Annotated in this window: 11 protein-coding genes; 6 read left to right on the top strand and 5 right to left on the bottom strand. The window is 68.0% G+C overall.

Annotated features, from left to right (window positions below; genetic code table 11):
• Positions 1–8: 8 nt before the first annotated feature.
• The 4 genes from SOM10_RS07590 to SOM10_RS07575 form a co-directional block, all read right to left on the bottom strand.
• Entirely contained in the window at positions 9–1,502 is a 1,494-nt protein-coding gene (locus SOM10_RS07590) for an ABC transporter substrate-binding protein (protein ID WP_320489270.1), read from the bottom strand.
• A 28-nt stretch (positions 1,503–1,530) separates the two neighbouring features.
• Positions 1,531–2,226 carry a DUF1684 domain-containing protein gene (locus SOM10_RS07585; protein WP_053098211.1) on the bottom strand — a complete coding sequence of 232 codons (696 nt, stop codon included), beginning with the start codon at positions 2,224–2,226 and terminating at the stop codon, positions 1,531–1,533.
• A gap of 372 nt (positions 2,227–2,598) precedes the next feature.
• The gene (locus SOM10_RS07580; protein ID WP_320489268.1) at positions 2,599–3,714 is read right to left on the bottom strand and encodes a hypothetical protein; all 1,116 of its coding nucleotides are present in this window, start codon (positions 3,712–3,714) and stop codon (positions 2,599–2,601) included.
• Positions 3,711–4,673: a hypothetical protein gene (locus SOM10_RS07575; RefSeq protein ID WP_320489267.1), complete on the bottom strand. Its 963-nt coding sequence runs from the start codon at positions 4,671–4,673 to the stop codon at positions 3,711–3,713. The genes SOM10_RS07580 and SOM10_RS07575 overlap by 4 nt, the downstream gene beginning before the upstream one ends.
• A 215-nt stretch (positions 4,674–4,888) precedes the next feature.
• Between SOM10_RS07575 and SOM10_RS07570 the strand changes: the two genes are divergently transcribed.
• Positions 4,889–5,248: a hypothetical protein gene (locus SOM10_RS07570; RefSeq protein ID WP_230101268.1), complete on the top strand. Its 360-nt coding sequence runs from the start codon at positions 4,889–4,891 to the stop codon at positions 5,246–5,248.
• Between the two features lie 19 nt (positions 5,249–5,267).
• Here SOM10_RS07570 and SOM10_RS07565 read toward each other — a convergent pair whose 3' ends face one another.
• Positions 5,268–5,855: an Lrp/AsnC family transcriptional regulator gene (locus SOM10_RS07565; RefSeq protein WP_320489266.1), complete on the bottom strand. Its 588-nt coding sequence runs from the start codon at positions 5,853–5,855 to the stop codon at positions 5,268–5,270.
• Between the two features lie 149 nt (positions 5,856–6,004).
• On the opposite strand from SOM10_RS07565, the gene SOM10_RS07560 reads away from it, so the two are divergent.
• From SOM10_RS07560 to SOM10_RS07540, 5 genes are read left to right on the top strand one after another with little or no spacing between them, the layout of a single operon-like run.
• The gene (locus SOM10_RS07560) at positions 6,005–7,591 is read left to right on the top strand and encodes an ABC transporter substrate-binding protein (RefSeq protein WP_320489265.1); all 1,587 of its coding nucleotides are present in this window, start codon (positions 6,005–6,007) and stop codon (positions 7,589–7,591) included.
• Between the two features lie 13 nt (positions 7,592–7,604).
• Positions 7,605–8,666 carry an ABC transporter permease gene (locus tag SOM10_RS07555; RefSeq protein ID WP_053098208.1) on the top strand — a complete coding sequence of 354 codons (1,062 nt, stop codon included), beginning with the start codon at positions 7,605–7,607 and terminating at the stop codon, positions 8,664–8,666.
• Positions 8,663–9,574, top strand: a complete 912-nt coding sequence (locus SOM10_RS07550) for an ABC transporter permease (RefSeq protein WP_053098207.1) — start codon at positions 8,663–8,665, stop codon at positions 9,572–9,574. The genes SOM10_RS07555 and SOM10_RS07550 overlap by 4 nt, the downstream gene beginning before the upstream one ends.
• Positions 9,571–10,446, top strand: coding sequence for an ABC transporter ATP-binding protein (locus tag SOM10_RS07545; protein ID WP_320489263.1), 876 nt, complete (start codon positions 9,571–9,573; stop codon positions 10,444–10,446). Before SOM10_RS07550 ends, SOM10_RS07545 begins: the two co-directional genes overlap by 4 nt.
• On the top strand, positions 10,439–11,278 hold the full coding sequence (locus SOM10_RS07540; protein WP_320489261.1) for an ABC transporter ATP-binding protein: 840 nt from the start codon (positions 10,439–10,441) through the stop codon (positions 11,276–11,278). The genes SOM10_RS07545 and SOM10_RS07540 overlap by 8 nt, the downstream gene beginning before the upstream one ends.
• Positions 11,279–11,410: the final 132 nt, after the last annotated feature.

Raw genomic sequence — 11,410 nt, 5'->3', positions numbered from 1 at the left:
CTCGCGCGTCAGGACTTGACGATGTCGTAGGCGAAGAACTGCGAGTTCAGGCCGTTGACCGGGTAACCGCTGAGGTCGCTCGAGGCGACCACGATCTGCGGGTACAGGTACAACCATACGCTCGCGGCATCCTCGGCGATCTTCTCGTTGACCTGCTTCAGCAGAGCTGTCTGCTCGTCGGTCGTGGCGGCCTGCTCGGCCTCGGCGACCCACTGCTGCACCTGGGCGTCGTCGTAGCCCCAGTAGAAGTCGGGGTTGCCGTACCAGACCACGTCGCGGTCGTTCACGTGCTCCTGCAGGGTGGCCTCGAAGTCCTGCTCCTTGAAGACCTTCGTGTACCACTCGTCGGCGCTGATCGTGTTGATCTCGACCGTGATGCCGACCTCGGCGAGCTGCGACTGCAGGAACTCCGCGACGGCGGGGTGCGGGTCGTAGCTCGGGGTGTCGAGCGTGAAGGTGAAGCCGTCGGCGTAGCCGGCCTGCGTGAGCAGATCCTTCGAGAGGTCGACGTCGTACGGGTTCACCTGGGTGAGGTCCTCGTACCAGGGGTCGGTGGGCGGCACCATCGATCCGATGAGCGTGCCGTAGTCGCCCCAGATCGACTCGAGCAGCTTCTGGGTGTCGATGGCCGAGTAGATCGCCTTGCGCACGAGGGCGTTGTCGAACGGGGCGACCCGGTCGTTGAAGGCGAGCAGCTCCTTGGTCGTCGAGGTGCCCTCGCTGATGACGTAGTCGTCGCTGTCGAACTGCGCGAGCGAGTCCGGGCTCTGCACGCTGGTGATCACGTCGATCTCGCCGGTGGCCAGAGCGTTGTTCTCAGCGGTCGCGTCGGTGAAGTACGTGTAGACGACCTCGCCGTTCTTGGCGGGCTCGCCCCAGTAGTCGTCCCAGCGCTCGAGGGTCAGGGTCGAGCCCTTCTTCCACTCGTCGAGCGTGTAGGGGCCGGTGCCGTCTTCCGTGCCGGTGATGTCACCGGCCTCGTCGTTGACGATCCAGACGTAGCTGAGGTTGTAGAGGAACGAGATCGACCGCTGCGACAGCGTGAAGACGACGGTCTGGTCATCGGGCGTCGCGATGTCGGCGATGGTCGTGAAGCTCGACTTGCGCGCCGACACGGAGTCCTCGGCGGTGACGGCCTCGATGCTCGACTTCACGTCGGCGGACGTGAGCGGGTCACCCGAGTGGAACGTCACATCGTCGCGCAGAGTGATCGTGTAGGTCAGGCCGTCATCCGACACCTGGGCGTCTTCGGCGAGAAGCGGCTCGACCTCTCCGTCGTCGGTCAGGCGGTAGAGGCCCTCGTAGACGTTGCCGGTCAGTGCCTCGGTCACACCCTGGCCGCCGCCCTGCGTGTTGCTCAGGTTGGTGGGCTCGTACAGCGACCCGATGAAGATGGTGGCGTCTTCGCTCGCGGCGTCGTCGGTGGCGCCCGACGCGCAGCCGGCCACGAGGGCGAGCGTGGCGACGGCGCCGAGCGCGCCGAGGATGCGGGTTCTTCTCATGAGTGCTCCAGGGTGAGGGTGCGCGGCGTCACGCCGCGTAGATGTCGAAGCCGTCGCGGAAGACGACGTTCTTCTCGCCTGCTCGGATAGGCAGGGGGAAGCGGTTGGATGCCGGCGGCAGCGGGCAGTTGTACTGGGCGCTGAATCCGCACGGCGGCACGAAGGCGCGGTTGAAGTCGAGCACCACGGTGCCCTCGTCGTCACGGAGCTCTACGAAGAGGAAGCGGCCGGATCCGTAGGTCTCAGAACCGTTCGTCTCGTCGCCGAAGACGAGCAGCAGCGTGCCGCCGTCGTCGAAGGCCGCAAGGTCGTACGCGCGGCCGTCGAGCACGAAGTGGATGTCGCCGGGGACGACGAGCTCACGCGTGCCGCCGTTGTCGCGGATGTGCTCGAACGACACCCGACGATCGCCGGAGACCGGCGTGAAGTGTCCCTCGAGAACCCATGCCGGGTCGTACTCGTATGTGTCGATGCGGTCGAAGGCGCGGATGGCGGGGGACTCGGCATCCCACACGCGCAGCCCGTGCTCGGCCTCGCCGGTCTCGATGTTCGTGCGCTGGATCGGCGTCACGGTCACCGTGTCGGATGCGGCCTGCCGCTCGGCATCCAGATCGGGAGCCTCGCCCGTCCAGCGGGTCTCGATCAGCGCGAGGTTGCCGGTCGCAGAGGTGACGGAGGCGCGGCGATCGGCCTGCCACTGGGTGTGATCTTCGAGTTCAGACATCACCTTCCATTCTCTTGCATGCAGACGGGGGTGGGGCCGGACGCGTCACTCTGGGTAACGGAGATCACGGTGCCAGGAGGGTATGCACGAATGCGGTGTCGGAAAGGCGCCCCAGACCCTCATTTCGCACGTTTCTGGACCGGATGCAACGTGTTCGGTCGAGTCTCTCGGACGCAATGGAATGCAACGTATACCGGTATACCATTACTCATATACGCGCAGAGTCGTCAGTCCCCAGCTGACCCGCGCGTGGACGGTTCGACCGTCCTGCGGAGGGAGAGTCAGATCTTCTTCTGATCCCGAGGGGGGATGGGGTGGGAGCGCTGATCCCCAGTCAGCACCCACCCCCACAACCCACCCTCGGGGGTTCCCTCAGAACGACCTGAACCAGAACCAGATCAGTGCGAAGCCGACGAGGAACACGATCGGCACCCACTGGAAGCTGCGCTTCAGCCGGCGTCCCTCACGCGCGACTCCTGGCGGGGGAGCGAGAAGACCGGCCGGCGGAGCGAAGGGCAGACTCGCGGACGCGCCCACCGGTGCGAGGGCGGGCGACAGAGACGCCGGAGCCGCACTCTCGAGCCGCAGACGCTCATCGCGCCAGCGCTCCCACTGATCGAGCTTCGTCATCAAGGCGCCGACGGCTCCGAACAGCCACGCCCAGGTCGCAGGGTCGAGGGTCGACGCCTTGCGCTGTGTATAGAGGAACATCCAGTCGTCGACGATCTCGACATCGAGCTCGGCGGCATTGTCGATGAACCTGGCCATGATGTCGGGCGTGAACAGATACAGCGCGTCACGCTCGTACCCCTCGGGGCAGTACAGCGTGAAGTACTGATCGAAGTCGCCCTCCAGCGAGAGGCGCTGCTCGCGTTGGAACGACGCGGGCAGATTCGACCCGAAGCCGTTGTTGCCCTTGGCGTCGAGCACGATGTTCGGCAGGGGCACATCGAGCTTGACGGCGACGTAGCCCCAGCGGTGGGTGGTCGAGTTCTTCCCCGACCCGGTCGTGTATCGGTAGTTGCCGAACTCGACGAAGCGAGGCTTCGCGCCTCGCACGAGATCGGTGGCTTCTCGGGAGCGTCCGAGGCCGAACAGCATGCCCGGAAGGGCAGGATCGGCGACCCTGGCCTCGTACGTCATGCCGTTCGCCCGGGCGAATGCGTCGAGGCGGTACCGCGCGACGCGGGATCGGCGCCAGCCGACGGTGGCGATCGTGATCCCGACGACTGCGGCGACGAGGATCCCGATGCCGGCGAACGACGACGACCCTGCGTCGGTGAGCAGCGAGACCATCGTCGCGCCGACGACCGTCATGGCCGCGAGGAACGCGACGCCGAAGATCACCAAGGCGACGATCGTCGTGGCCGAGCCGCCCGTCTTGCCCCGCGAGCGCAGCTCGGCGTTGAAGGTGCTGACGGCCCGGGCATCGACGGGATCGGTGAGCGGGCGGGCGTCGAACGATGCGGCCGGCTGCGGTGCCGTCATCGGTTCACCTCGTCGGAGTCCCACGTGAGTTCGGCGTTCTCGGGGATGGCGAAGACCTCGAGGAGGTCGTCGGCGATGAGCTCGGCGATCAGCTCGGCGGACCCCGCGATGATCGTCGAGTCGTAGTCGACCTCGGTGACGAGCACCCAGGCGTGATCGTCGGGCCACAGGATGCTGGGGCTCTGCGCGGCCGGCGCGAACCCGTGCTCCTCGGACTCGCGATCCCGCCACGGCACGTCGAGCACCCAGTCCCGACGCGCGAACGTGCTCGGCGCACCACGGAACAGCACGTGATCGCGGTCCCGCAGCTGCAGCCGCGGACCCTCCGAGACCTCGCGCGACAGGATGCCCTCCTGCCACGTCGGCTTGCGGAACGCGTTGTTGAGCGGATCGCGGATGCTGCGGTCGAGCATCGCCCGGTGGTTCGGGTCGTCGTCGAACGTGAGGAAGGTGCGCGAGGGGCCGTGTTCGAGGTGACCCAGCAGCCCGCCCGTGCCCTCCCAGAGCGCGGCGAATCCGGCATCCGGCGTCGCGGTATGCGCGACGAGATGACCCACGACGGTCGCGAGCATCTCGGGTGAGACGACGCCGTCCATCGGCGCGGTGAACTCGCGCCCGTCGGGGGAGATCCGCGCGTTCCAGTCGGTCTCCGGCGGAGTGCGCACGATCCGCTGCCATTGAGCGAGAGGATGCAGCGTCGTGCCGAAGGCGGCGGCCGTCTGCGCCCATGTCGCCGGTTCATCGATGAACCGATCGAGGAGCGACTGTCGCTCGGCCTCCGGCATCCGGTCGTAGTCGTCGTAGGTCGGCACCGGTCGGTCGGGGAGCGAACGCACGATCGCGGGGTGCAGGATGCGCGCATACGCGGGGAAGCCGTGCGGCACCACGGCGTGCATCGTCGAGTTCCAGGGGTCGTCGAGACGCTCGCGCAGCCAGTCTCCGGCAGAGGTGTCAGGCATCCAGTGCATGCGACCCACGGTACCCGGGCCCTTCCCGTCTCCCGAGGTCTCCGCGGCGATGCGGCACCTCGACCCCGATCGTGTGGTCAGACGAAAGGGCGCGCCGGGGAGCCTCTCTGCGGAATTCGTCTCGCTCCGCGCGCCCGTCCGGCGGCCGGCACAGACGGTTCACGAGGCGAGGTGAGAGTCGCCGCCACCCCCTCCATAATCGGAGGGTGAGCACGACTGCAACCATCCCCTCCCTCGACGGCCGCCGGTTCCTGATGGTCTCGTCGACCACCTCGGCCGTGGATCCCGAATCGCCCAGCGAGTTCGTGTACTGGGAGAAGGACGGGGCGATCTGGGGCGACTACTCCGGTGACACCGTCACCTTCGGGCGCTTCGTCGGCACCCGCACCGGCGACACCATCTGGGTCTCGTTCGTGCACGTGCTCGTCTCCGACGGCACCGTCGTGACCGGAGACGGGGAGAGCCGGCTCGAGCTCACGGATGACGGTCGCATCCGCCTCGTCGAGCACTACGAGATGCACGGACTGCCGCAGCTCAGCGTCTGCGAAGAGCCCGCAGCCGCCTGACGGCTCGTTCCGCCGCGGGTCAGCGTGGCGGGAGCATGTCGCGGCCCGGCGTCGCCGGCGTCCACCGCGTCATGCCCAGCGGCGTGGCCAGGTCGCGCTCGGGCAGGTCGCTCGGCAGCAGGAACGACCGGCGGATGACCTCGTCGAGCACGACCACGCTGACGACCGTACGCACCTCGCGCAGCTGCGCGATGACACCCGTCGTGAACTCGTGCACGCCGCTCACGTCGACCGCACGGATCAGCAGCATGGCGTCGTGCTCGCCGGTGGTGATGGCGCACCACTCGACATCGGGCATCTCGAGCACGCTCTCGCGGAACGACGCCCAGGCCTGCGGGTGCACGGTGACGAAGACCAGCGCACCGATCGACAGCCCCGCCTTCGACTGGTCGACGCGGGCGCTGAATCCGGTGATCACTCCGTCCTGCATCAGCGTCTCGACGCGGGTGTAGGCGTTGGCCCGCGAGATCCCGACGGTCTCGGCCAGTGCGGCGATCGAGATACGACCGTTATCACGCAGCGTCTCGAGGATTCTGTATCCGATGTCGTCCAGTGGGGCGGCACTTCGTCCAGATTGCCTCGTGGCTTCGTCGCTCTTGGTGGACACAATGCTCCTCACGGGCGGGGTCTTGGACAGACTGTGATGACGTCTGCATTCTTGCTGGACACATAGTCCCATACAATGCGAATCTGATCACCGGTCGTCCACCCGGCGTCGACCGAACCCGATGAAACTCCTCGCCCCTGGAGGCCCATATGTCGTCACGTCGCAGCACGTCCGTCATCGCGATCGGAGCCGTCGCTCTCTTCGCCCTCGCTGGTTGCTCCGGTGGCAACTCGGCGAACAACGGCGGAGAATCCTCCGGTTCCGACTCGCTCGTCATCGACACCGCGTTCTCGATCGAGACCGCCGACCCGGGTCACACCTACGACCCGACCGGCAACATGATCGCCAAGGCGCTCTACGAGACCCTCGTCGACTTCGAGGGCTCGGACGTCTCGACCCCCGTTCCCGGCCTCGCATCGTGGGAGCAGAACGACGAGGCGACCGAGTTCACGTTCACGCTCGAGGGGGACCGCGTCTTCTCCGACGGCTCGCCGATCGAGGCGAAGGACGTCGTCTTCACGCTGCAGCGCATCCAGGGCATGACCGATGCCAAGCCGAACTTCCTCCTGGGCGGTCTGACCATCACCGAGGTCGACGAGAAGACGATCTCGATCACCTCCGAGACGCCGCTGCTGCAGCTGCCCGCGATCCTCGCGAACCCGGCGCTCGGCATCGTCAACTCCGACGTCGTGATCGAGAACGGCGGAACCACCGACGGCACCGACAGCGCACAGGAGTTCCTCGACGGAACCTCCGCCGGCTCTGGACCGTTCGTGCTCGACACCCTCGACCTCTCGTCGCAGGTCGTGCTGACCAAGAGCGACGAGTACAACGGCGACGAAGAGTCTGAGTACGCCCGTGTCGTCGTGCGCAACGTCTCGGAGAGCGCGACGCAGCTCGCGAACCTCAAGGGCGGCGACTCGATGGTCGCGATGGACCTCAACGGCGACCAGGTCTCAGGCCTCGGCGACGGACTGAACGTCGAGTCGGTGCCGTCGGGCCAGACGATCTTCCTGCTGCTCAACCAGTCCGAGGCCGTCGCGGGCGAGCTCGCGAACGTCAAGATCGCCGAGGCGATCCGCTACGCGCTCGACTACGACGCGCTGCTCGAGCTCGCGGGTGCCGGCGCCGTGCAGGCGACCGGAGTGATCCCGCCCGGATTCGAGGGCGCCCTCGACAGCGGTGTGGAGCAGGACCTCGACAAGTCGAAGGCTGCTCTGGCCGAGGCCGGCTACACGGGTCAGACCCTGAAGCTGCAGTTCCCGAACGACTACCCGGTCGGCGGTGTGGAGTTCACCCCGCTCGCCGAGCGCGTCCAGGCTCAGCTCGAGGATGCCGGCATCGCCGTCGAACTCGCGCCTGCCCCGTTCGCCACCGAGCTCGACGCGTACGTCAACGGCACCGAGGGCTTCGGCCTGTGGTTCTGGGGCCCCGACTACGCCGACTCGGCGAACTTCCTTCCGTTCGCTCCCGGACTGAAGGTCGGCCTGCGTGCCGGCTGGGCGGCTGAGGCGAACCCCGAGATCGCAGGCATCGCAGCCGGTGCTGCCGCCGCTACCGATGAGGCCCAGCGCAGCGAGGCCTTCACCTCCTTCGCCGACGCGATGCAGACCGAGGGTCCCTTCGTTCCGCTGATCGTCCCCGGTCGCAACATCGCCACGGCGGATGCCGTCACCGGCGCCGTGTACAACTCGGTGTGGGAGATGGACATCGCCGAGATCACGCCTGCCGGCTGATCGGAGCTGACTCATGACGACGGTGGCCGTGCGACGGCAAGCACAGCGTCGCAGGTCGCCGCTCGTCGGATACCTGCTTCGCCGGATCGGCACTTCGCTGCTCCTTCTCGTGGGGGTCACGATCGTGACCTTCGCACTGACGAACCTCGTGCCCGGCGACCCCGTGTCGGCGGCACTGGGCGAGGGAGCATCGCAGAATCCCGAGACGCGCGAGGCGTTCATCAAGGCCCAGGGCCTCGATCAGCCGCTGTTCGTGCAGTACTTCATCTACATGGGGAATCTCCTTCGCGGAGACCTCGGCACATCGCTGGTGACCGGGCGACCGGTCACCAGCGACCTGGCCACCGCGGTGCCGGCGACCATCGAGATCGCGATCGGCGCCATCATCCTCAGCCTCGCGGTCAGCGTCGTGCTCGGCACCCTCGCCGCCTACCGGCGCGGACTCGTCACCGATCAGGTGATCCGCATCGTGACGCTGATCGGTCTGAGCGTGCCGACCTTCTGGCTCGCGCTGGTCAGCTTCTACGTGTTCTTCCTCGAGCTGCGCATCGCCCCCGGCTCGGGTCGTATCTCGCCGTCGATCACGCCGCCGCCCCGCATCACCGGGCTCTACACGGTCGACTACCTCCTCAACGGAGACGGTGTCGGATTCGCCGACGCGCTCGCCCACCTGGCGCTGCCGGTGATGGTGCTGTCGCTCGTGACGATCGGCCTGCTCACCCGCTTCATCCGCACCTCCGTGCTCGAGGTGCTGGGCAGCGACTACGTGCGTGCTGCCCGGGCCAAGGGCCTTCCGGCGATGCGCGTGATCCTCGACTACGTCCTGCGCGGGGCATCCCTCCCGATCCTCACGGTCGTCGGCGTCGCCTTCGGATCCCTGCTCTCGGGCACCGTGCTCGTCGAGTCGGTGTTCGCCTGGCCCGGCCTGGGCACCTACGCCTACAACTCGGCAGCCAACCTCGACCTGCCCGGCATCATGGGCGTCGGCCTGGTCGTCGGGTTCATCTACCTCCTCATCAACTTCGTCGTCGACCTGCTCTACGGCGTCCTCGACCCGAGAGTGAGGATCGCATGAGCCGCATCGACTCGGCATCCGGCCCCTGGCGGTTCCGCTTCCGCTGGCCGCGCGCCTGGCGCACGCCCCTCGGCGTGATCGGCACCGTGATCGCGGGCGCCTGGATCATCGTCGCCTTCACCGCGCAGTGGTGGGTGCCGTACGGCCCCAACGCTCAGGTGCTGCCACGACTGCAGGCGCCGGGCATCGACACTCTGCTCGGCACCGACGGCAACGGCCGCGACATTTTCTCGCGTCTGATGACGGGTGCGACGGTGAGCCTGCCGCTCGCGCTCATGCTCGTGATCGCCGCGATGATCATCGGCACCGTGGTCGGCGCCGTCGCCGGGTACTTCGGCGGCTGGGTCGACGAGACGCTGATGCGCATCACCGACCTGTTCATGGCGTTCCCGACCGTCATCCTCGCGATGGTGGTGGCGGCATCCCTCGGCCCGTCGCTGTTCAACGCGGTGATCGCGGCGATCGTCGTCTCGTGGCCGCAGTACTCGCGAGTCACCCGCAGCATCGTGCTGGGCCTCCGCGGCCAGAACTACGTGATCGCGGGCCGCCTGCTCGGCCACTCGCCGCTGCGGACGCTGTTCATCGACATCCTCCCGAACATCGCCGGCCCCGTGCTGGTGCTCGCGACGCTCGACATCGGCGCCGCGATCCTGCTGCTGTCCGGACTCTCGTTCCTCGGTCTCGGCGCGCAGCCGCCGACCGCCGAATGGGGCTCCATGATCTCGGCGGCCATGCAGAACTTCGACGCGTGGTGGCTCGGAGTCTTCCCGGGACTCGCGATCCTCACGGTGGTGCTGGCATTCAACTTCCTGGGTGATGCGATGCGCGACATCCTCGACCCGACGGCCGAGGTCACCCACGAGAAGCAGGCCGAGCATGTGGCCTCCGCGAAGGGAGCGGCAGCATGAGCGCTTCGGCCCCCACGAGTGCTCTGAGCATCCGCGACCTGACGATCGACATCGGTCGTCCTCTCGTGCACGGCATCTCTCTCGACCTCGAGGCCGGACGCATCCACGGTCTCGCCGGCGAGTCAGGATCCGGCAAGACGCTCACCTCGTTGGCCGTCCTCGGACTCCTGCCCCGGCAGGCACGCACGGGCGGATCGATCACGCTCGCGGGGAAGGAGCTGGTGGGCATGCGCCGGCGGGCGCTCAACCGCATCCGCGGCAGGCGCATCGCGATGATCTTCCAGGACCCCTCGGCGTCGCTGCACCCGCAGCTGCCGATCGGCCGCCAGCTCACGGATCACATGCGCGTGCACCTCGGACTGCGAGGCGAGGCGGCGAAGGCTCGGGCCATCGAACTGCTCGAGACCGTGCAGGTGCCGAACCCGGATGCTGCGCTGAAGCGCTATCCGCACCAGTTCTCCGGCGGACAGCGCCAGCGCATCGCGATCGCGTGCGCCCTCGCGTGCGACCCCGAGGTGCTGCTGGCCGATGAGCCGACCACGGCACTCGACGTCACGGTGCAGGCCGGCATCCTGCGGCTGCTGCGCGACCTCGCGACCGAGCGCAACCTCGCGGTGCTGCTCGTCACCCACGACCTGGGCGTCATGAGCGCGATCGCCGACGAGGTCGCCGTGATGAAGAACGGGCAGATCGTCGAGCGGGCCGACCGCGAGACGCTGTTCCGCGACCCGCGGCACGAATACACTCGCACGCTGCTCGCGGCGCTGCCGGGGTCGAAGATCGCGACCGCCGACGCGGATCCCGCGCTGCTCGATCCGGTGCTGCCGGAGTCGGCCGTGCAGGATGCCGAAGAGGAGGCCCGAGATGAGTGAAGTCGCCGTCCTCGACGCGCAGGGCGTCGTCGTGCGCTACCCCGGGAGTCCTCCGGTGGTCGCCGTCGACGGCGTCTCGCTGACCGTCGCCCCCGGAGAGACCGTCGCGCTCGTGGGCGAATCCGGCAGCGGCAAGTCGAGCCTCGCCCGCGCGGTCGTCGGCATCGAGAAGCTCGCCGGGGGAAAGGTGCGCTTCCGTGACGCTCCTGTGAAGCCGCTCGGCATCCGTCGACGCGACCTGGCGCTCACCGGCATCCAGATGGTGTTCCAGGATCCGTCGACCTCGCTGAACCCCCGTCGCCGCGTGGGCGATCAGATCGCCGACGGCATCGCTACGGCTCGGGCTCGGGGTGCCGAAGGGTCGACGGTCGCCGAGTGGCTCGACCGCGTCGGCCTGCCGACCGAAGTGGCGACGCGGTTCCCGCACCAGTTCTCGGGTGGGCAGAAGCAGCGATTCGCGATCGCACGAGCGCTCGCCGCGCGGCCGTCGCTGCTCGTCGCCGACGAGCCGATCTCGGCCCTGGACGCATCGACCCAGACCAGCGTCGCGGGGCTCATGCGAGACCTCGTCGCGGAATCCGGCGCGGGGATGCTGTTCATCTCGCACGACCTCGCCGTGGTCCGCCGCATCGCGGACCGCACCTTCGTGATGTTCGCCGGGCGGGTGCTCGAAGCCGGGGCCACCGACCGTGTGTGGTCTGCACCGCAGCATCCGTACACGCAGGCCCTGCTCGCTGCGATCCCCGAGCCCGACGGTGCGGGCCGCATCCCGGTCGCCCCCTCGACGAACGAGCGGACCGTCTGGTCGGAGATCGCCCCCGTCCTCGACTGAGCCGCGCTGTCGGCTCGGTCGTTCGGGAGGAGATCCGCTGGCGGGAGGGTGCTCCGAGCCGGATGCTCCTCCCGATCGCAGATCTCCTCCGAATCGCCGACCCCAGCGCCGACCCGGAGTCGACCCGGAACG

The sequence above is a fragment of the Microbacterium sp. CFBP9023 genome, assembly GCF_034045055.1.
GTDB lineage: Bacteria > Actinomycetota > Actinomycetes > Actinomycetales > Microbacteriaceae > Microbacterium.
This window is presented reverse-complemented; position numbering and strand designations above follow the sequence as displayed.

Excerpts from the sequence above, each read along its gene's own strand:
- SOM10_RS07560 (WP_320489265.1), top strand. The coding sequence starts at position 6,005 with ATGTCGTCACGTCGCAGCACGTCCGTCATCGCGATCGGAGCCGTCGCT.
- SOM10_RS07545 (WP_320489263.1), top strand. The coding sequence starts at position 9,571 with ATGAGCGCTTCGGCCCCCACGAGTGCTCTGAGCATCCGCGACCTGACG.
- SOM10_RS07580 (WP_320489268.1), bottom strand. The coding sequence starts at position 3,714 with ATGACGGCACCGCAGCCGGCCGCATCGTTCGACGCCCGCCCGCTCACC.
- SOM10_RS07540 (WP_320489261.1), top strand. The coding sequence starts at position 10,439 with ATGAGTGAAGTCGCCGTCCTCGACGCGCAGGGCGTCGTCGTGCGCTAC.
- SOM10_RS07590 (WP_320489270.1), bottom strand. The coding sequence starts at position 1,502 with ATGAGAAGAACCCGCATCCTCGGCGCGCTCGGCGCCGTCGCCACGCTC.
- SOM10_RS07575 (WP_320489267.1), bottom strand. The coding sequence starts at position 4,673 with ATGCCTGACACCTCTGCCGGAGACTGGCTGCGCGAGCGTCTCGACGAC.
- SOM10_RS07585 (WP_053098211.1), bottom strand. The coding sequence starts at position 2,226 with ATGTCTGAACTCGAAGATCACACCCAGTGGCAGGCCGATCGCCGCGCC.
- SOM10_RS07555 (WP_053098208.1), top strand. The coding sequence starts at position 7,605 with ATGACGACGGTGGCCGTGCGACGGCAAGCACAGCGTCGCAGGTCGCCG.
- SOM10_RS07550 (WP_053098207.1), top strand. The coding sequence starts at position 8,663 with ATGAGCCGCATCGACTCGGCATCCGGCCCCTGGCGGTTCCGCTTCCGC.